General features: G+C 69.1%; 16 protein-coding genes. 14 read left to right on the top strand and 2 right to left on the bottom strand.

Annotated elements, in window-relative coordinates:
* The first annotated feature begins 34 nt into the window (after positions 1-34).
* The 6 genes from ABDW61_RS14350 (at position 35) to ABDW61_RS14325 (ending at position 8,203) form a co-directional block, all read left to right on the top strand.
* A complete protein-coding gene (locus ABDW61_RS14350; RefSeq protein ID WP_343639544.1) occupies positions 35-2,887 on the top strand; it encodes a 2-oxoglutarate dehydrogenase E1 component in 2,853 nt (950 codons plus the stop codon).
* A 15-nt stretch (positions 2,888-2,902) separates the two neighbouring features.
* Positions 2,903-4,168 (top strand): 2-oxoglutarate dehydrogenase complex dihydrolipoyllysine-residue succinyltransferase, encoded by a 1,266-nt coding sequence (gene odhB, locus ABDW61_RS14345; RefSeq protein ID WP_343639543.1) that lies wholly within the window; start codon positions 2,903-2,905, stop codon positions 4,166-4,168.
* Between the two features lie 17 nt (positions 4,169-4,185).
* Entirely contained in the window at positions 4,186-4,767 is a 582-nt protein-coding gene (locus ABDW61_RS14340; RefSeq protein WP_343639542.1) for a hypothetical protein, read from the top strand.
* Positions 4,764-6,191, top strand: a complete 1,428-nt coding sequence (gene lpdA / locus ABDW61_RS14335; protein WP_343639541.1) for a dihydrolipoyl dehydrogenase — start codon at positions 4,764-4,766, stop codon at positions 6,189-6,191. Before ABDW61_RS14340 ends, lpdA begins: the two co-directional genes overlap by 4 nt.
* A 98-nt stretch (positions 6,192-6,289) precedes the next feature.
* A complete protein-coding gene (gene zapE / locus ABDW61_RS14330) occupies positions 6,290-7,390 on the top strand; it encodes a cell division protein ZapE (protein ID WP_343639540.1) in 1,101 nt (366 codons plus the stop codon).
* A gap of 123 nt (positions 7,391-7,513) precedes the next feature.
* Complete coding sequence (locus tag ABDW61_RS14325; RefSeq protein WP_343639538.1) at positions 7,514-8,203, top strand: hypothetical protein; 690 nt, start codon at positions 7,514-7,516, stop codon at positions 8,201-8,203.
* Positions 8,204-8,284: 81 nt separating this feature from the next.
* Here the strand turns inward: ABDW61_RS14325 and ABDW61_RS14320 are convergent, their stop codons facing one another.
* Positions 8,285-9,052 carry a protein phosphatase 2C domain-containing protein gene (locus tag ABDW61_RS14320; RefSeq protein WP_343639536.1) on the bottom strand — a complete coding sequence of 256 codons (768 nt, stop codon included), beginning with the start codon at positions 9,050-9,052 and terminating at the stop codon, positions 8,285-8,287.
* Positions 9,053-9,104: 52 nt separating this feature from the next.
* Here ABDW61_RS14320 and ABDW61_RS14315 point away from each other — a divergent pair, with 52 nt between their 5' ends.
* Positions 9,105-9,365, top strand: a complete 261-nt coding sequence (locus ABDW61_RS14315) for a YdcH family protein (protein WP_343639535.1) — start codon at positions 9,105-9,107, stop codon at positions 9,363-9,365.
* 118 nt (positions 9,366-9,483) lie between these two features.
* Positions 9,484-11,460 carry an ATP-dependent DNA helicase gene (locus ABDW61_RS14310; RefSeq protein WP_343639640.1) on the top strand — a complete coding sequence of 659 codons (1,977 nt, stop codon included), beginning with the start codon at positions 9,484-9,486 and terminating at the stop codon, positions 11,458-11,460.
* A gap of 91 nt (positions 11,461-11,551) precedes the next feature.
* On the opposite strand, the gene ABDW61_RS14305 is transcribed toward ABDW61_RS14310, so the two are convergent.
* Positions 11,552-12,334, bottom strand: a complete 783-nt coding sequence (locus ABDW61_RS14305) for an outer membrane protein assembly factor BamD (protein ID WP_343639639.1) — start codon at positions 12,332-12,334, stop codon at positions 11,552-11,554.
* A 310-nt stretch (positions 12,335-12,644) separates the two neighbouring features.
* Between ABDW61_RS14305 and ABDW61_RS14300 the strand changes: the two genes are divergently transcribed.
* From ABDW61_RS14300 to pilW, 6 genes are all read left to right on the top strand, one after another.
* Entirely contained in the window at positions 12,645-13,595 is a 951-nt protein-coding gene (locus ABDW61_RS14300) for an RluA family pseudouridine synthase (RefSeq protein ID WP_343639533.1), read from the top strand.
* A gap of 286 nt (positions 13,596-13,881) precedes the next feature.
* A complete protein-coding gene (gene scpB, locus ABDW61_RS14295) occupies positions 13,882-14,745 on the top strand; it encodes an SMC-Scp complex subunit ScpB (RefSeq protein WP_343639531.1) in 864 nt (287 codons plus the stop codon).
* A 49-nt stretch (positions 14,746-14,794) separates the two neighbouring features.
* On the top strand, positions 14,795-16,804 hold the full coding sequence (locus tag ABDW61_RS14290) for a pseudouridine synthase (RefSeq protein WP_343639529.1): 2,010 nt from the start codon (positions 14,795-14,797) through the stop codon (positions 16,802-16,804).
* Between the two features lie 175 nt (positions 16,805-16,979).
* Positions 16,980-17,405: a nucleoside-diphosphate kinase gene (gene ndk, locus ABDW61_RS14285; protein ID WP_091722894.1), complete on the top strand. Its 426-nt coding sequence runs from the start codon at positions 16,980-16,982 to the stop codon at positions 17,403-17,405.
* A gap of 54 nt (positions 17,406-17,459) precedes the next feature.
* Positions 17,460-18,659 carry a 23S rRNA (adenine(2503)-C(2))-methyltransferase RlmN gene (gene rlmN / locus ABDW61_RS14280; protein WP_343639527.1) on the top strand — a complete coding sequence of 400 codons (1,200 nt, stop codon included), beginning with the start codon at positions 17,460-17,462 and terminating at the stop codon, positions 18,657-18,659.
* A gap of 56 nt (positions 18,660-18,715) precedes the next feature.
* Positions 18,716-19,474 (top strand): type IV pilus biogenesis/stability protein PilW, encoded by a 759-nt coding sequence (gene pilW / locus ABDW61_RS14275; RefSeq protein WP_343639525.1) that lies wholly within the window; start codon positions 18,716-18,718, stop codon positions 19,472-19,474.
* Positions 19,475-19,479: the final 5 nt, after the last annotated feature.

Genomic DNA, 19,479 nt, shown 5'->3' with positions numbered 1-19,479 from the left:
TCGCTCCGGAAGCCGGGGCAGAGGTGAGCGAAAGATGATGCAGCAATACAGCTCGAACTCCTATCTGTTCGGGGGCAATGCTCCCTACGTCGAGGAGATGTACGAGCAATACCTGGACAACCCGGGCGCCGTGCCCGACAACTGGCGCGCCTATTTCGACGCGCTGCAGCACGTCCCCGCGGTGGACGGCAGCGACAAGCGCGACGTGGCGCATGCGCCGGTGATCGAGTCCTTCGCGCAGCGCGCCAAGGCCAACGCCTTCAACAACCAGGTGTCCTCCGCCGAGCTCGAAGTGGCCGGCAAGCAGGTGCACGTCCAGTCGCTGATCGCCGCGTATCGCACGCTGGGCTCGCGCTGGGCCGACCTGGACCCGCTCAAGCGCACCGAGCGTCCCAAGATTCCCGAGCTGGATCCCGCGTCCTACGGCCTGACCGAGGCCGACATGGACCGCACCTTCAGCGCGACCAACACCTACTTCACCAAGGCCGAGCGCATGACCCTGCGCGAGATCGTGCAGGCCTTGCGTGACACCTACTGCGGCTCCGTCGGCGCCGAGTTCATGCACGTCACCGAGCCGACCGAGAAGCGCTGGTGGCAGGAACGCCTGGAGGCGATCCGCAGCAAGCCGACCTACACGGCCGAGAAGAAGCAGCAGATCCTGGAGCGTCTGACCGCCGCCGAAGGCCTGGAGCGCTACCTGCACACCAAGTACGTCGGCCAGAAGCGCTTCTCGCTGGAAGGCGGCGAGAGCTTCATCGCCTCGATGGACGAGCTGGTCAAGTGCGCCGGCATCAAGGGCGTGCAGGAGATCGTGATCGGCATGGCCCACCGCGGCCGCCTGAACGTGCTCGTGAACACCCTGGGCAAGATGCCCAAGGACCTGTTCGCCGAGTTCGACCACACCGCCCCCGAGGACCTCCCGTCCGGCGACGTGAAGTACCACCAGGGCTTCTCCAGCGACGTGACCACCCCCGGCGGCCCGGTCCACCTGAGCCTGGCCTTCAACCCCTCGCACCTGGAGATCGTGAACCCGGTCGTCGAGGGCTCGGTCAAGGCCCGCATGGACCGCCGCGGCGACAAGACCGGCGAGCAGGTGCTGCCCGTGCTGGTGCACGGCGACGCGGCCTTCGCCGGCCAGGGCGTCGTGATGGAGACGCTGGCGCTGGCCCAGACCCGCGGCTACTACACCGGCGGCACGGTCCACATCGTCATCAACAACCAGATCGGCTTCACCACCAGCGACCCGCGCGACACGCGCTCGACGCTGTACTGCTCCGACGTCGTCAAGATGATCGAGGCCCCGGTGCTGCACGTGAACGGCGACGATCCGGAAGCGGTCGTGCTGTGCACGCAGCTGGCGCTGGAATACCGTCAGCAGTTCAAGAAGGACGTGGTCGTCGACATCGTCTGCTTCCGCAAGCTGGGTCACAACGAGCAGGACACGCCCGCGCTGACGCAGCCGCTGATGTACAAGAAGATCGCCCAGCACCCCGGCACGCGCAAGCTGTACGGCGAGAAGCTGGTGGCCCAGGGCGTGATGGACGCCGACGGTCCGGACGGCATGGTCAAGGCCTTCCGCGCGGCGATGGACGAAGGCCGTCACACCGTCGACCCGGTGCTGACCAACTTCAAGAGCAAGTACGCCACCGACTGGACCCCGTTCCTCGGCAAGAAGTGGACCGACAGCTGCGACACCGCGCTGCCGGTGGCCGAGTGGAAGCGCCTGTCCGAGAAGATCACCACGCTGCCGGCCGGCTTCAAGGCCCACACGCTGGTGGAGAAGGTCATCGCCGACCGCGCGGCCATGGGCCGCGGCGACATCAACGTCGACTGGGGCATGGGCGAGCACATGGCCTTCGCGTCGCTGGTGGCCTCGGGCTACCCGGTGCGTCTGTCCGGTGAGGACTGCGGCCGCGGCACGTTCACGCACCGCCACGCCGTGCTGCACGACCAGAACCGCGAGCGCTTCGACGAGGGGACCTACATCCCGCTGCAGAACGTCGCGGAAGGCCAGGCCCCGTTCGTCGTGATCGACTCGATCCTGTCGGAAGAGGCCGTGCTGGGCTTCGAGTACGGCTACGCCGCCGCGGACCCGCAGACGCTGACGATCTGGGAAGCCCAGTTCGGCGACTTCGTCAACGGCGCGCAGGTCGTCATCGACCAGTTCATCGCCTCCGGCGAAGTGAAGTGGGGCCGCGCCAACGGCCTGACGATGATGCTGCCGCACGGCTATGAAGGCCAGGGCCCCGAGCACAGCTCGGCCCGCCTGGAGCGCTTCATGCAGCTGGCCGCCGACAACAACATGCAGATCGTCCAGCCGACGAGCGCCTCGCAGATCTTCCATCTGCTGCGCCGCCAGATGCTGCGCATGTTCCGCAAGCCGCTGGTCATCCTGACGCCGAAGTCGCTGCTGCGCGCCAAGGACGCCACCTCGCCGGTGAGCGAGTTCACCAAGGGCGAGTTCCGCACCGTGATCGGCGAGGTCAACGCCGAGATCGACGCCAGCAAGGTCAAGCGCGTGATCGCCTGCTCGGGCAAGGTCGCCTACGACCTGATGAAGGCCCGCGGCGAGAAGAAGGACGTCGCGATCGTGCGCGTGGAACAGCTGTATCCGTTCCCGCACAAGGCCTTCGCGGCCGAGCTCAAGAAGTACCCGAACCTCGCCGAGATCGTGTGGTGCCAGGACGAGCCGCAGAACCAGGGCGCCTGGTTCTTCGTGCAGCACTACATCCACGAGAACATGGCCGATGGCCAGAAGCTCGGCTACGCCGGCCGTCCGGCCTCGGCCTCGCCGGCGGTGGGCTACGCCCACCTGCATCAGGAACAGCAGAAGGCGCTGCTGGAACAGGCTTTCGGCAAGCTCAAGGGCTTCGTGCTGACCAAGTAAGAGAGAACAAACATCATGGCAATCGTTGAAGTCAAAGTCCCCCAGCTGTCCGAGTCGGTCGCCGAAGCGACGCTGCTGCAATGGAAGAAGAAGCCCGGCGAAGCCGTGGCCATCGATGAAATCCTGATCGAGATCGAGACCGACAAGGTCGTGCTGGAAGTGCCGGCCCCGTCCGCCGGCGTGCTGGCCGAGCTGGTCGTCGCCGACGGCGGCACCGTCACCTCGGACCAGGTGATCGCCAAGATCGACTCCGAAGGCAAGGCGGGCGCCGCCGCGCCGGCCGCTGCCGCTCCGGCGCCTGCCGCCGCGGCTCCCGCGCCGGCGGCTGCCGCGGCCTCGTCGGACAGCAAGGCCGGCGTCGCGATGCCCGCCGCCGCCAAGATCATGGCTGACAACGGCCTGGCCGCCGGCTCGGTGGCCGGCACCGGCAAGGATGGCCGCGTGACCAAGGGCGACGTGCTGGGCGCGATCGAAGGCGGCGCCAAGCCGGCCACGATCCCGGCCCCGGTGCAGGCCCCGGCCGCTCCGGCCAAGGCGCCGCTGCAGGCTGTCGCCGCGCCGGTGTCCGCCAACCTGGGCGACCGCCCGGAACAGCGCGTGCCGATGAGCCGCCTGCGCGCCCGCATCGCCGAGCGCCTGCTGCAATCGCAATCGACCAACGCCATCCTGACCACGTTCAACGAAGTGAACATGGCCCCGGTGATGGAGCTGCGCAAGAAGTTCCAGGACAGCTTCACCAAGGAACACGGCACGAAGCTGGGCTTCATGAGCTTCTTCGTCAAGGCCGCGGTCCACGCGCTGAAGAAGTACCCGGTGCTGAACGCCTCGGTCGACGGCAATGACATCGTCTACCACGGCTACTTCGACATCGGCATCGCCGTCGGCTCGCCGCGCGGTCTGGTCGTGCCCATCCTGCGCAACGCGGACCAGATGAGCTTCGCCGACATCGAGAAGAAGATTGCCGAGTTCGGCAAGAAGGCCCAGGAAGGCAAGCTCGGCATCGAAGAGATGACTGGCGGCACCTTCTCGATCTCCAACGGCGGCACTTTCGGCTCGATGCTGTCGACCCCGATCATCAACCCGCCGCAGTCGGCCATCCTGGGCGTGCACGCGACCAAGGACCGCGCCGTCGTCGAGAACGGCCAGATCGTGATCCGTCCGATCAACTACCTGGCGATGTCCTATGACCACCGCATCATCGACGGCCGCGAAGCCGTGCTGGGCCTGGTCGCCATGAAGGACGCGCTGGAAGATCCGGCCCGTCTGCTGTTCGACCTGTGATGGACGCCAGGCGGGCCATGACGAAGACCTTGGGGGCGGTAGCCCTCGGCGCCTTCGCGTGTCTCCCGCCTGCGTTCGGATGCGCGATCGAGGGCGAGTACCGGATGTCGTGGGTCAAGACGCATGGTGGCGCGCCGCTCCCGGAGCTGCGCATCGTGTTGTCGGGCGTGCCGGCACAGGACCGCGAAGTGCTGGACGGGATACAAGCCGTTTCCGCCGCGGATTGCCGCTCGCACTTCCAGTCGCAACATTCGAGCGATCGGTATTTCGTGAAGGTCGCCGACATCGAGCGGGCAAAGCTGGATGGTCTGTTTGCGTCTGCCCGTCCACCGCTGGACTGCTACCAGAACGATCTGGCGGTGATCTGCAAGAACCCGTCCGGCCAGCCGCTTACCGCCGTCTGTTCGCGGGAACGCGGAACGCATCCGCTGATTGACTCGACGAACGCGGGCGACCCGCTGGTGGAACTGTTCTGTTCCGTGAGCGGGTCCAAACGCGAAGACTTCGAGATCGCCCGGCGCATCGACGTCCCGGCCGCTGAACTCATCGGCGCTGTCGGATATCAAGGTATTTTCAGACTCGAGAGAATTCAGAAATGAGCAAGCAATTCGACGTCGTCGTCATCGGCGGCGGTCCCGGCGGCTACATCGCGGCGATCCGCGCGGCGCAGTTGGGCTTCAACGCGGCCTGCATCGACGAGTGGAAAAACGACAAGGGCGGTCCCGCTCCCGGCGGCACCTGCACCAACGTCGGCTGCATCCCGTCCAAGGCGCTGCTGCAGTCCAGCGAGCACTTCGAGCACGCCAGCCACGGCTTCGCCGACCACGGCATCTCGATGAGCGACCTGAAGATCGACATCGCCAAGATGATCGGCCGCAAGGACACCGTCGTGAAACAGAACAACGACGGCATCCTCTACCTGTTCAAGAAGAACAAGGTCACGTTCTTCCACGGCCGCGGCTCCTTCGTGGCAGCCAAGGACGGCGCGTACGAGATCAAGGTCGCCGGCGCCGCCGAGGAGACCATCACGGCCAAGCACGTGATCGTCGCCACCGGCTCCAACGCCCGCCAACTGCCGGGCGCCCCGTTCGACGAGACCAACATCCTGTCCAACGACGGCGCGCTGCGCATCCCGGCCGTGCCCAAGAAGCTGGGCGTGATCGGCTCCGGCGTCATCGGCCTGGAAATGGGCTCGGTGTGGCGCCGCCTGGGCGCGGAAGTGACGATCCTGGAAGCGCTGCCCGCCTTCCTGGGCGCCGCCGACGAGTCCGTCGCCAAGGAAGCCGCCAAGGTCTTCAAGAAGCAGGGCCTGAACATCGAGCTGGGCGTGAAGATCACGTCCGTCGAGAACGGCAAGTCCGGCGTGACCGTGAAGTACACGGACGCCAAGGGCGCCGAGCAGACGCTGGCGGTGGACAAGCTGATCGTCTCGATCGGCCGCGTCGCCAACACCATCGGCCTGAACCCGGAAGCCGTCGGCCTGAAGCTCGATGAGCGCGGCGCCGTGGTCGTCGACGACGAGTGCAAGACCAACCTGCCCAATGTCTGGGCGATCGGTGACGTCGTGCGCGGCCCGATGCTGGCGCACAAGGCGGAGGAAGAGGGCGTCGCGGTCGCCGAGCGCATCGCCGGCCAGCACGGTCACGTCAACTTCAACACCATCCCGTGGGTCATCTACACCAGCCCCGAGATCGCGTGGGTCGGCCGCACCGAGCAGCAGCTCAAGGCGGACGGCGTGGCCTACAAGGCGGGCCAGTTCCCGTTCCTGGCCAACGGCCGCGCGCGCGCGCTGGGTGACACGACCGGCTTCGTCAAGTTCCTGGCCGACGCCAAGACCGACGAGATCCTGGGCGTGCACATCATCGGCCCGATGGCCTCGGAGCTGATCTCCGAAGCCGTGGTGGCGATGGAGTTCAAGGCCTCGGCCGAGGACATCGCCCGCATCTGCCACGCGCATCCGTCGCTGAGCGAAGCGACCAAGGAAGCGGCGCTGGCCATCGACAAGCGCACGCTGAACTTCTGAGCCCTGGCTCGAAGCGCAACGGACGCAAGGGAAGGGGCGGCGGGAGTCGCCCCTTTTTTCTTGAGTCCCCCTGACCGTCCCGACCCGACAGCCGCCGCATGACCACCGTCACCGAGCTCTACCACCAGACCCTGGCCGAACGCGGCTACACCGCCGATCCGGCGCAACTGCGCGCCGTGGCCGCGCTGCAGCGCTGCCAGGACGAATGGGCCGACTACAAGGCGCGGCGCTCCAACGCGGTGACCAAGCTGCTGGTGCGCCCGCCGCTGCCGCGCGGCGTGTACATGTTCGGCGGTGTCGGCCGCGGCAAGAGCTTCCTGATGGACTGCTTCTTCCAGGCGGTCCCGCTGACGCGCAAGACGCGGCTGCACTTCCACGAGTTCATGCGCGAGGTCCATCGCGAGCTGCAGGAACTCAAGGGCATCCAGGATCCGCTGGAGGAGCTGGGCAAGCGCATCGCGCGCCGCTTTCGGCTGATCTGCTTCGACGAGTTCCACGTCGCCGACGTCACCGACGCGATGATCCTGTACCGCCTGCTGGACGCGCTGTTCCGCCACCGCGTGTCCATCGTGACGACGTCCAACTTCCATCCCGACGGGCTCTACCCGAACGGGCTGCATCGCGACCGCATCCTGCCGGCGATCGAGCTGCTCAAGCAGCATCTCGAAGTCATCAACGTCGACAACGGCACCGACTACCGGCAGCGCTCGCTGGAGCACGTCGAGCTCTATCACACGCCACTGAACGCCGACACCGAGCAGGCGCTGACGGCCGCCTTCGAGTCGCTGGCCGAGGCGCGCGACGAAGACCCGCTGCTGCACATCGAGCATCGCGAGATCCGCTCGCGCCGCCGCGCCGGCGGCGTGGTGTGGTTCGACTTCTCGGAGCTGTGTGGCGGTCCGCGCTCGCAGAACGACTATCTGGAGCTGGCGACCCAGTTCCACACGCTGATCCTGTCCAACGTGCCCGCGATGCCGCCACGGCTGGCCAGCGAGGCGCGCCGCTTCACGCTGCTGGTGGACGTGCTGTATGACCGGCGGGTGAAGCTGATCATCTCGGCGGCGGTGCCGGCCGAGCAGCTCTACACCGAGGGTCCGCTCGCGCACGAGTTCCCGCGCACCGTGTCGCGGCTCCAGGAGATGCAGTCCAAGGAGTATCTGGAGCTGGAGCGCCGCGAGGTCGATACGCGGCTGACCTGATTGGCTGAGGCGAACAAAGGCGAAATCACGGCGGCATCGCTGCGAATTCACGAAGACCTCACAGGGAAGTTACGGGCGGCAAGTTCCTCGGAACGGCCGCTGGCGGATGCGATGATCGCGGCCATGACTTTCCGCTCCGTCCTTGCCGCCGCGGCGATCACGCCGGTCGCGATAGGCGCCTTGTGCGCCGCGCCGCCGGCCGCGCGCGCCGCCGAGATGAGCCGCGCCGAGATCGACGCGGCCCGCGCCCGCATCGAACAGGCCTACCAGGCCCAGGTGCGCGAGTGCAATGCGCGCTTCGTCGTGACCGGCTGCCTCGAGGACGCCCGCAACGAGCGCATCCGGGCGCTGCGCCCGCTGGACCGCGCCGAGCACCAGGTCAACGCCGAGGACCGTCAGCGCCGCGCCGCCGCCGCCAAGGAGCGCGTGCAGCAGAAGGAGCGCGACGCCGCCGCGGACGAGGCCCAGCGCAAGACCCAGTCGGTGCGCGAGGCCGCGTCGGCCGCGCCGGTCGTGCCGGTCGCGCCGATGGCCCGCGCGCCGCGCGCGAATCCCGAGCTGCATCAGCGCCGCGAGGCGCGGCAGGAGGCCGAGGCCAAGGCGGAAGCCGCCCAGCGCCGGGAAGCCGCCGCGCAGCGCCGCGAGAAGGCCCAGGAGCGCCAGCGCAAGGCCAGCCAGATGCAGGCCCGGTACGCCGACAAGGCGGCCTCCGCGGCGTCGGCCGCGGCGGCCGGCGCCAAGAACGCCAAGCCGCCCGCCGCGCATCTGCCGACACCGTCGGCCTCCGACATCCGCGCGCTGCCCAAGCACTGAGCCGCTCAGCGCCATGCAAAACGCCGGTCTTCGGACCGGCGTTCTTCATGGTGAAAGGAGAGTTCGGCGGTTCGAGTGCGTTTACTCGAGCGGATCCAGCCGGACGATGGCGATGGACAGGTTGTCGCCGGTGCCCTTGGCGCGCTGGCGCGCCTTGTTCACGAGCAGCTCCGCGCCATCGCGCGGCGGCAGGCTGTGCAGCACGGTGCCGAGCTCGGCCGGGGTGAAGTAGTGCCACAAGCCGTCGCTGCAGGCCATCAGGCTGTCGCCGTGCTCCAGGTGCTCGATGTAGGACTCCACCGGCGTGGGCTCCTGCACCGTGCCCAGGCAGGCGGTCAGCAGGTTCGACTGCGGATGGACGAGCGCCTCGTCCTCGGTGATCTGGCCCTCGTCGACCAGGCGCTGCACGTAGGACTGGTCCAGCGATCTCGTCACCATGTTGGGACCGCGGAAGAGATAGATCCGCGAGTCGCCGGTGTGGATCCAGAAGCAGCGCCGGTCGGCGGTGAGCAGGAAGGCGGCCAGCGTGCTGTGCGGCTCCTCCTCGGCGGAGATCGCCGTCAGGCGGATCATCAGATGAGCTTCGGAGACGATCTGGCGCAGCAGCTCGGCCTCGTCCTCCTCGCCGGGGACGAAACGCTCGAACAGCTGCTGCGCGGTGAGGATGACCTGGTCCGCGGCCTTGCGGCCGCCGCTCTTGCCGCCCATGCCGTCGGCGACGATGCCCAGCATGCAGCCGCTCTGGCGCGGATGGGCGATGACCTGGACCTGATCCTGCTGGTACAGACGATCGCCGCGATGGATGCCGGTGGCGGCGCTGAGGCGAAAGCCTGGGGTAGTGCGACTCATCCCAAAACTATAATCGCGCCGCTCGGCCTTCCGGTCGAGTGGTTCCCCGTTTATGGATGAACAACTTCACTCTCCCGCCCGGCGCCTGATCGAGCTGCGCATCGCGCACGCCGAGCTGGACGGGCGCATCGACGCGCTGATGACCGCGCTGGGCGTCGTCGCCGCGGCGGGTCCGCGAGCCCTGGCCTCCGACGCGATCGCCGCGGCCCCCTGCGACGAACTCACGCTGCGCAGACTCAAGAAGCAGCGCCTGGCGATGCGCGATGAGATCGCGCGGCTCGAGCGGGCCAGTGACCCCGATGAGCCGGCCTGATCGTCACGACCCCGACACCGGCGACTCGACCGACGACCTGATGGCCGATGCCCCCTGGGGCGAGGCCGAGGCGTCGCCGGCGCTGGCGGCGTCGCGCACGCGCGCGGCGGTCGAGGCGATGCGGCCGGGCGAGCTCGAGCAGTCCGTGGTGGCCGCGTTCGACACCGGCGGCCCGCTGGCGCGGCACGGCCCGGGCTACGCGCCGCGCGAGCCGCAACGCCGCATGGCGAGCGCCGTCGCGCAGGCGATCGCCAGCCGCGGCACGCTGGTCGTCGAGGCCGGCACCGGCGTCGGCAAGACCTTCGCCTACCTGGTCCCGGCGCTGCTCAGCGGCGGCCGCACGCTGATCAGCACCGCCACGAAGAGCCTGCAGGACCAGCTCTTCATGCGCGACCTGCCGCGCCTGCTCGAGACCTTCGCGCTGCCGCTGCGCGCGGCGTTGCTGAAAGGGCGAGGGAGTTACCTCTGCTTGCACCGTCTGGAGCAGGCGCGCCACAGCGCCGAGCTGCCGGACCGCCGCGCCGTCGCGCAGCTGGCCCGCATCGAGCGCTGGGCCATGACCACGCACACCGGGGATTTCTCGGAGATCGACGGACTCGACGAGCGCTCGCCGGTGATTCCGATCGTCAGCTCGACGCGCGACAACTGCCTGGGCACCGACTGCCCGTCGTACCGCGAGTGCCACGTGGTGAAGGCGCGGCGCGAGGCGATGGAAGCGGACCTGGTGGTCGTGAACCATCACCTGTTCTTCGCCGACCTGGTGCTGCGCGACAGCGGCGTCGCGGAGCTGCTGCCCAGCGTCGAGGTCGCGATCTTCGACGAAGCCCATCAGCTGCCCGAGGCCGGGCTCAACTTCCTCGGCCGCCTGCTGGGCAGCGCGCAGCTGTTCGATTTCGCGCGCGACATGCTCGCGCAGGGACTGGCGCAGGCGCGCGGCCTGCAGGAGTGGCAGGAGATCGCGGCCGGCGTCGAGCGCGGCGCGCGCGCCTTGCGCCTGGCCTGCGCCGGGGGGCGCGATCTGCGCGGCGTGCTCAAGCTGCGCTGGAACGAATGCGCCGGCCGGGCCGAGTTCGACGCGGCGCTGGGCCAGCTCGCGCAGTCGATCGAATTGAGCGTGGATGCGCTCGCGACGGTGATGGAGGTCGGGCCCGATCTCGCGCGGCTGCACGAGCGCGCGGTGGAGCTCTACAAGGTGGCGCAGCTGTTCGCCCGCGAGCCCGATCCGGGCGCGGTGCGCTGGGTCGATGTCGGCACGCACCAGGTGCGGCTGATCGAGTCGCCACTCGACATCCGCGAGGCGATGCAGGAAGCGCTGGCCAGCACGCCCAAGGCGTGGATCTTCACTTCGGCGACCTTGGGCGAGGACGATCAACTCAGCTGGTTCACCGAGCCGGCCGGCCTGGGCGAGGCGCGGACGCTGCGCGTCGGCAGCCCCTTCGATTACGCGGCGCACGCGCGGCTCTATGTGCCTCGGCACTTCCCCAAGCCCTCCGAGCCGGACCACGGTGAATCGGTGGGCTGGCTCGGCGCGCGGCTGGCGGCCAGGCTCGGCGGCCGGACTTTCATTCTCACGACGACGCTGCGCCAGCTGCAGACCGTCGCGGAGGTGCTGCGGCAGCGTTTCGAGGAAGGCGGCCACCGCATCGAGGTGCTGGTGCAGGGCACGATGCCCAAGCGGCAGTTGCTGCAGCAGTTCATCGACCAGCCGGCCTCGGTGCTGGTGGGTTCCGCGAGCTTCTGGGAAGGCATCGACGTTCCCGGCGATGCGCTTCAATGCGTGCTGATCGACAAGCTGCCCTTCCCGCCGCCGAACGATCCGCTGGTCGAGGCGCGGGTCGCGCGGCTCGAGTCCGAGGGGCGCAACCCGTTCATGGAGTACTTCGTCGCCGAGGCCGCGATCGCGCTGAAGCAGGGGGCCGGCCGCTTGATCCGCACCGAGAGCGACCGCGGGCTGCTGGTCGTCTGCGATCCGCGGCTGGCGGGCTCGCACTACGGCAAGCGCCTGCGCGAGGCGCTGCCGCCGATGACGCAGGTGCCCGACGAGGCGTCCGCGCAGGCGTGGCTCGCCGAGCTGAGGGCCTCTCACGAGACCTGAGGGCCCCGAGCTCCGGCGCGCCAAAGAGAAAGCCCGCTCGAAAGCGGGCTTCGTTCATTTGGCCCTCACTCAAAGAGGCCCGTGGGGAGGATCACCAGATCTTCCACCACGGCTTGTCTTTCTCACGGGCCTTGCCCGTCGTCAGATAGGAGCTGTCCGGGAAGCTCGCCACCAGCACGCGGCGGGTGTCGTCGCGCAGTTGCTCCATGCCGAGCTTGTCGTAGCTCTGCATCATCAGGAACAGCGCCTCCTCCAGCGCCGGCGCGTACTGGAACTCCAGCAGCGCGGCCTGGCCGCGGTTCGCCGCCGCCAGGTAGGCGCCGCGGTTGTAGTAGTAGCGCGCCACATGCACCTCGTAGGCCGCGAGGCTGTTGGTGATGTAGTCGATGCGGATGCGGGCGTCCTCGGAGTACTTCGACTCGGGGAACTGCTCGACCAGTTGCTTGAAGGCCTGCATCGAATCGCGCGACGCCTGCTGGTCACGCTCGCTGATGTCCTGGCGGGCGATGCGGCCGAACAGGCCCAGGTCGTCGTTGAAGTTGACCAGGCCCTTCATGTACAGCGCGTAGTCCAGCGCCGGGCTGGACGGGTTGAGCTTGATGAAGCGGTCCAGCACCGTCACGGCCTGCACGCGCTCGCCGCTCTTGTAGTTGGCCCAGGCCAGGTCCAGTTGCGCCTGCTGGCCCAGCGTCGTGCCGGCGGCGCGGCCCTCGATGCGCTCCAGCGTCTTGATCGCGCGGTCGTACGAGCCGGAGAGCATGTCCTCCTTGGCCTCTGCGTACAATTTCTCCAGGTTGGCCTGGGAGTTCGGGTCCTCCTTGGGGGCCGAGGAACAGGCCGCCAGCCCCAGCACGGCAGCCGCCGCGGCGGTCATCGCCACGCAGCGCCACGCGGCGCGCCAGGAACCGGACGCTTCGACAGATTCCGCGGTCCGGCGGCGCAACACCCAAGTCTCGATCATGGTCCACAGGGCCCGCGCAGCGGCGGCCCTCATCTGAAATTGGAGCGGCGATTATATGGTTCAGGTCGGACACGGCCCGGCGGCGGAAGACAGCCTTTACCCGGGTGGATCGCCGGGTGGATCGCCGGGTGGATCGCCGGGCGGATCAGCGGGTGGTTCCACCGGCGCTGAAGGCCCCCGCGAGTCGCCTTCCGACGGTCCCGAGGACGCCCCGGATCCCGGCGTGGACGCCCCCGAGCGCCGCCGCGCCGAGGCCGGTCCGGATGAGCTCGCGTTGCGCCTGGACAAGTGGCTGGTGCAACTGGCGCCGGAGTTCTCGCGCAGCCATCTGCAGGGCCTGATCGAGCGCGGTTGCGTCACGCTCGACGGGCAGGTGGTCACGCAGGCCTCGCGCAAGCCCCGGCTGGGTCAGCGGCTCGAGATCGACCTCGTGCCCACCGAGGAGGCGCTCGCCTTCCGCGCCGAGCCGCTGAACCTGCGCATCGTGTTCGAGGACGATCACCTGCTGGTGATCGACAAGCCGGCCGGGCTGGTGGTGCATCCTGCGGCCGGGAACTGGTCCGGCACGCTGATGAACGGACTGCTGGCGCACCACGCGAAGGCGGCGGCGCTGCCGCGCGCCGGCATCGTTCACAGGCTGGACAAGGACACCTCCGGACTCATGGTCGTGGGCAAGACGCTGCCGGCGGTGACCGCGCTGGTGCGGATGATCGCGGCGCGCGAGGTACATCGCGAGTACCTCGCGCTGGTGCACGGCCGCACGCCGGACGAATGGGTCGTCGAGGCGCCGATCGGACGCGATCCGCAGTCGCGCATGCGGATGGCGGTGGTCGGCGGCGGCAAGCCGGCACGCACCGACTTCTTCAAGCTGGCCGATGGCGTGTGGCGCGACGCCCGCGGGCTCGATCGCACGGTGTCGGCGCTGCACTGCGTGCTGCATTCGGGACGGACTCACCAGATCCGCGTGCATGCCGCGCACAAGGGGCATCCGCTGGTGTCCGACGCGCTGTACGGCGGGGCGCAGGCGCTTGGCGTGCCGCGCCAGGCGCTGCACGCGGCGCGCCTGGGTTTCGAGCATCCGATCACCGGCCAGGCGCTGCGTTTCGAGGCGCCTTTGCCCGACGAACTGGCAGCCGGCTGGCGCCTCGCGGGTTTGCCCGATCCCGTGTTCTGAGAGGAGTCCGCGCGCTGTGGCTACAATGCGCCCCTGTTCCTGCGCGAGATCCTGCGCAGGACGGTGGCGGGCCGGCAGTCGACCCCGTCCGCCGCGCAGGCCGCGCACCGATGCGGCGTCCGTCCCACCGGCCGGGTCCGTCCACTGAGCGGCGGCCGTTGGAGCGAAGAGCTCCCAAGCAAGCAGATCGAACCCGTCCAGCGCGGCCCGTTGCCGCCGCTGGCGCCCAAGATGGCGAAACACACCGATTTGACCGGCCCCGAGGCCGGCGTCACGAGCTGAGCCCATGGACACGCAGGAGGCCAAGCGGGTCCTGGAAACCGCCTTGCTGTGCGCGCAGGCGCCGCTGACGCTGCGCGAGATGCGCGCGCTGTTCGCGGACGAGCTCAACGCGGACAGCGTGCGGACGCTGCTCGATGCGCTGCTGCGCGAGTGGGAAGGGCGCGGCGTCGAACTGGTGGCGCTGTCATCGGGCTGGCGTTTCCAGAGCCGGCCGGAGATGCGCGAGCACCTGGACCGGCTGAATCCGGAGAAGCCGCCAAAGTATTCGCGGGCAGTGCTGGAGACGCTGGCGATCATCGCCTACCGTCAACCGGTGACCCGCGGCGACATCGAGGACATCCGCGGCGTGGTGGTGGCGACGCCCATCATCAAGCAGCTCGAGGACCGCAACTGGATCGAGGTCATCGGGCATCGCGAGGCGCCGGGCCGGCCGGCGCTGTATGCGACGACGAAGCAGTTCCTGGACGATCTGGGCCTGCATTCGCTGGAGCAGTTGCCGGCGCTGATCCAGGGCGGAGACCCGACGCCGATTGCCGGCGCGCTGCAGGCCTCGCTGCTGGAGGAGCCGCCCGGCGATGCGATCGTCGAGGCGGAGCCGGATGGCGCGCTGCCGGTTGCGATCGGCGCGCCGGAGGGCGAGTCCACGGCGCCCCCCGGGACGCAGGCGCTGGAGGACGGACCGGCGGCGCAAGACGGCGCCGCCCAGGCATCCGGCGTGCCGGAGGCAACCGGCGAGCGCGCCGGCATGAATGAACCGGCGGCGCCCGAATCCTCGGACGCCGCCACTGAAGACGACGCCAAGCCGGCCGCCACGCGCGAGCCGGGTGAAGAACCACCGGCCGGGGCTGTCAACCCCGAGCCCACATGACGCCCCGGGAAGGGGCCGTGTCCACCGCTGACAAGGTGCAAGCCGACACATGAATTCCAACGACATCGACGATTCCAAGCCCGAGACGCTGACGGCCACCCCGGCCGACACGCCCGCTGACGCACCCGCGAAGCCCAAGCGCACCCGCAGGGCGGCTGCGCCGGCGGTGGCCGAGACGGAGGCGGCGCCCGCGGGCGAGGACGCTCCGAAGCCCAAGCGCACACGCAAGGCGGCGGCCGCAGCCGACGCTCCGGCCGGTGCCCCGGATACCGTGGCTGACGTGCCCGCCGTGGCCGCCGCCGACGCGCCGGCCGCCGAGGAGGCGCCCAAGCCCAAGCGCCGCGCCGCGAAGAAGGCCTCCGAGACCGGCGCCGATCCGGCGCAGGCCGAGATGCCGCTCCCTCTGCCGGTTGCGACGATCGAGGTGTCGCCCGCGCCGGTCTCCCCGGTCGCCGAGGCGGTCAGCGAGCTGGTGTCGCCCGGTGGCGAGGAAGCCGGACCGGCCGAGGGGGAATCTGGCGAGCGCGAAGGCCGTGGCCGCAATCGCCGCCGCCGCGGACGTGACCGCGACCGTGAACCGCGTGAAGCCCAGGAAGGTCAGTCGCAAGGCGAGGCCGCCGAAGGCGCCGACGCGTCGCCGGCCCGGGCCGACAACGCGCAGCTCCAGGCCGCTGCCCAGGAGCGTTTCGACGCGCTGGTGTCGGGTGCGTTCGATGTCGATGTCGACGGTGATGCCGCCGCGGCTCCGGCGCAGGAGGCGCAAGCCTCCTCCGGTGACGACGGTGAGGCCGACGGCGCCGGCCAGCCCGCCAAGCGCGTCCTGGCTCCGGAACCGGATGCGCCCAAGCTGCAGAAGGTGCTGGCCCAGGCCGGCGTCGGTTCCCGCCGCGACATCGAGGACATGATCGCCAAGGGCCAGATCACGGTGAACGGCGAGGTCGCGCATGTCGGCCAGCGCATCTCCTACGGCGACCGTGTCGCGGTGGCCGGCAAACCGATCAAGGTCCGCATCGCGCCGATCGCGCCGCGCATCCTGGCCTACCACAAGCCGGTCGGCGAGGTCGTCACCTTCAACGACCCCGAGGGCCGTCCCACCGTCTTCCGCAACCTGCCGCGCCTGCCGCAGGGCAAGTGGCAGTCGGTCGGCCGCCTGGACCTGAACACCGAAGGCCTGCTGCTGTTCACCAACTCCGGCGAACTGGCCAACCAGCTGATGCATCCGCGCTTCGGCGTCGAGCGCGAGTACGCCGTCCGCGTGCTGGGCTCGCTGAGCAAGGAGCAGAAGGACAAGCTGCTGAGCGGCGTCGATGTCGACGGCCAGCAGGCCAGCTTCAAGAGCATCGACGACGGTGGCGGCGAAGGTGTGAACCGCTGGTATCGCGTCGTCATCACCGAGGGCCGCAACCGCGAGGTCCGCAAGCTGTTCGAGACCGTCGGCCTGGCGGTCAGCCGCCTGATCCGCATCCGTTACGGCACCGTCGTGCTGCCGCGCGGCCTGCGCCGGGGCGTGTACATCGAACTCGGCGACGCGGATGTCCGCGTCATCCGCCAACTCGCCGGCAACGAGCCGCGCGAGCAGCGCGTCCATCAGGATCGCAACGAGCGCGACAAGAAGCGCCGCCGCGGCAACAGCGGTGGTCCGCGCCCGAGCCGCCCCGAGCCGTCGCGCCAGGAACAGCAGCGCGCCCAGCCGCAGCGTCCGCAGCAACAGCAGCAGGAACGCGAGCGCGACCGCCGCCGCAGCGACGAGGACGATGACGACTTCATCCCGAAGCACATCAACCCGCTGGAGCAGACCTTCGACCGCCGCTTCGCCACCGGCAGCAAGCGCATCCCGCAGGGCTTCGGCCGCGGCGGCAGCGATGCCGGCCACCACAACCAGGGCGGCGGCAACAAGCGCGGCCCGGGCGGCGAGCGCCAGCCGGATCCGATGAAGACCTCGATCGGATACATCGGCGCCGACGCCTTCGTCAACCGCAACAACCGGGGCGGTGGCCGCCGCGGTGGCGGCGGTGGCGGAGGAGGGGGCGGTGGCGGCGGTGGCCGCGGCCGCCGCTGATCGACTTCCGGTGCCCGGCTTCCGCCAGCGGCGGGGCAGGGCGCTCCGGGGCCGGGTCAATCCCGGCTTTCTGCCTTCCGGCGACAGGCGCTGATCACGCGTTGTCACTCGGGGGCTTGACTTCACGCATTACAATGCCGGGCTTTGCCAAGCCCAAGATTTTCAAGGAAAAGACATGGCCATCGAACGCACCCTCTCCATCATCAAGCCCGATGCCGTGGCCAAGAACGTCATCGGCCAGATCTACTCCCGCTTTGAAGGCGCCGGCCTGAAGATCATCGCGTCCAAGCAGAAGCAGCTGTCGCGCGCCGAAGCCGAAGCGTTCTACGCCGTGCACAAGGCCCGTCCGTTCTTCAATGACCTGGTGAACTTCATGATCTCCGGCCCGGTCCAGATCCAGGTCCTGGAAGGCGAAGGCGCCATCCTGAAGAACCGCGACCTGATGGGCGCCACCGATCCGAAGAAGGCCGAGAAGGGCACCATCCGCGCCGACTTCGCCGACAGCATCGACGCCAACGCCGTGCACGGCTCGGATGCGCCCGAGACCGCCGCCGTGGAAGTCGCCTTCTTCTTCTCCGGCCTGGAAATCAACGCCCGCTGAACTGGGCAAGGCCTCTGACCTCCGGGCCACGAGGCCCTTGAGAAAGAGGAACGCATGATGGACGCGGTCAACCTGCTCGGATTCGATCTGCAAGGCCTTGCCGCGTACTGCGAGCAGCTGGGCGAGAAGCGCTTCCGCGCCACCCAGCTGTTCCGCTGGATCCATCAGAAGGGCGCGTCGGACTTCGGCGCGATGTCCGACCTGGCCAAGTCGCTGCGCGACAAGCTGGCCGGGCGCGCCCACATCACCGCGCTGCCGGTGATCTCCGAACATGTCTCTGCCGACGGCACCATCAAGTGGTTGTTCGACGTCGGCCAGGGCAACGCCGTCGAGGCGGTCTACATCCCCGAGGACGACCGGGCCACGCTGTGCATCTCCAGCCAGGCCGGCTGCGCCGTGGGCTGCCGCTTCTGCTCGACCGGCCACCAGGGCTTCAGCCGCAACCTGGAGACCTGGGAAATCATTGCCCAGCTCTGGCATGCCGAGCACTCGCTGCGCCAGCGCCTGGGCAAGGACGAACGCATCATCTCCAACGTCGTGATGATGGGCATGGGTGAGCCGCTGCAGAACTATGGCGCGCTGATCCCCGCGCTGCGGATGATGCTCGACGACCATGGCTACGGCCTGTCGCGCCGCCGGGTGACGGTGTCGACCTCGGGCGTGGTCCCGATGATCGACCGCCTGCGCGATGACGCGCCGGTCGCGCTGGCCGTGTCGCTGCACGCCCCCAACGACCCGCTGCGTGATCAACTGGTGCCGCTCAACCGCAAGTACCCGATCGAGGAACTGCTGGCCAGCTGCAACCGCTACCTGGACAAGGCGCCTCGCGACTTCATCACCTTCGAGTACTGCATGCTGCACGAGGTGAACGACGCGCCGGAGCAGGCCCGCGAACTGATCGCGCTGCTCAAGGGCAAGGTCCCCTGCAAGCTGAACCTGATCCCCTTCAATCCGTTCCCGGCGTCGGGCCTCAAGCGCAGTTCGAATGAGCGCGTCAAGGCCTTCGCCGACCTGCTGATCCAGGCCGGCATCGTCACCACCGTGCGCAAGACCCGCGGCGACGACATCGACGCCGCGTGCGGCCAATTGGCCGGCGAAGTGCAGGACCGCACCCGGGTCCACCTGCGCATGGTGCGCGCGCCCGTGGTGGTCCAGCGCGGCGCGGCTGCGCCCGGCGTCCCGGCCGATGCGCAGGCCCCCGCGACTTCCGTCACTCCAGCCCCTCCAGCCACTCCTACAGGCCCACGCCCATGACCGTTCAGTCGCCCGGCTCCGTCTTTCCGCGTCGTTCCGCCCGGACCCTGTCCGCCGTGTTGCTGATCGCCGCGGCGCTGGCCGGGTGCGGGACGCAGCCGCAGCAACAGCAGCCCAAGACGGCCAGCGACCAGACGGACAACGACCGCCGGGCCCAGGTGCGGCTCGAGCTCGCCAGCGGCTACTTCGCGCGCGGCCAGTACGAGACGGCGCTGGACGAGGTCAAGCTGGCGATGGCCGCCAAGCCCGACCTGCCCGAGGCGATCAGCCTGCGCAGCCTGATCTACGCCGCGATGGGCGAATACGGCCTGGCCGAGGACGGCTTCAAGCAACTGCTGGCCCGCGACCGCGCCCAAGGCGACACGCTGCACAACTACGGCTGGTTCCTGTGCCAGCGCCAGCGCTACGCCGAGGCCTACCAGCAGTTCGAGGCCGCCGTCGCGCTCCCCACCTACCGCACGCCCGCGCGCACGCTGCTGGCCTGGGGCGCCTGCGAGGCGCGCGAAGGCCGGCTGGCGGCGGCGCTGACGCACCTGTCACGCGCCTTCGAGGCCGATCCCGGCAATCCGACCATTGCGATGAACCTGGGCGAGGTGCTGTACCGCCAGGGCGAGTACGAGCGCGCGCGTTTCTACGCCCGCCGCGTCAACAGCAACGTGGAGCAGGCCAACGCCGCCAGCCTGTGGCTGGAACTGCGCATCGAGCGCCGTATGGGCAACACATCGAACATGGACGATCTCGGCCAGCAACTGCGGCGCAAGTACCCGCAGGCGCCCGAGACGCAAGCATTGAACAACGGTCGATTCGATGAATGAGGGAC

This window comes from Roseateles sp., from assembly GCF_039595595.1.
Classification (GTDB): Bacteria; Pseudomonadota; Gammaproteobacteria; order Burkholderiales; family Burkholderiaceae_C; genus Roseateles.
Note: the sequence above shows the minus strand (reverse complement) of the source record. Positions and strands in the feature narration are given on the sequence as shown.

Coding starts and splice junctions, on each gene's coding strand:
- ABDW61_RS14315 (WP_343639535.1), top strand. CDS start 9,105: ATGGATGAACAACTTCACTCTCCCGCCCGGCGCCTGATCGAGCTGCGC.
- ABDW61_RS14320 (WP_343639536.1), bottom strand. CDS start 9,052: ATGAGTCGCACTACCCCAGGCTTTCGCCTCAGCGCCGCCACCGGCATC.
- rlmN (WP_343639527.1), top strand. CDS start 17,460: ATGATGGACGCGGTCAACCTGCTCGGATTCGATCTGCAAGGCCTTGCC.
- zapE (WP_343639540.1), top strand. CDS start 6,290: ATGACCACCGTCACCGAGCTCTACCACCAGACCCTGGCCGAACGCGGC.
- scpB (WP_343639531.1), top strand. CDS start 13,882: ATGGACACGCAGGAGGCCAAGCGGGTCCTGGAAACCGCCTTGCTGTGC.
- ndk (WP_091722894.1), top strand. CDS start 16,980: ATGGCCATCGAACGCACCCTCTCCATCATCAAGCCCGATGCCGTGGCC.
- ABDW61_RS14325 (WP_343639538.1), top strand. CDS start 7,514: ATGACTTTCCGCTCCGTCCTTGCCGCCGCGGCGATCACGCCGGTCGCG.
- ABDW61_RS14340 (WP_343639542.1), top strand. CDS start 4,186: ATGACGAAGACCTTGGGGGCGGTAGCCCTCGGCGCCTTCGCGTGTCTC.
- ABDW61_RS14310 (WP_343639640.1), top strand. CDS start 9,484: ATGCGGCCGGGCGAGCTCGAGCAGTCCGTGGTGGCCGCGTTCGACACC.
- ABDW61_RS14350 (WP_343639544.1), top strand. CDS start 35: ATGATGCAGCAATACAGCTCGAACTCCTATCTGTTCGGGGGCAATGCT.
- lpdA (WP_343639541.1), top strand. CDS start 4,764: ATGAGCAAGCAATTCGACGTCGTCGTCATCGGCGGCGGTCCCGGCGGC.
- odhB (WP_343639543.1), top strand. CDS start 2,903: ATGGCAATCGTTGAAGTCAAAGTCCCCCAGCTGTCCGAGTCGGTCGCC.
- ABDW61_RS14305 (WP_343639639.1), bottom strand. CDS start 12,334: ATGACCGCCGCGGCGGCTGCCGTGCTGGGGCTGGCGGCCTGTTCCTCG.
- ABDW61_RS14290 (WP_343639529.1), top strand. CDS start 14,795: ATGAATTCCAACGACATCGACGATTCCAAGCCCGAGACGCTGACGGCC.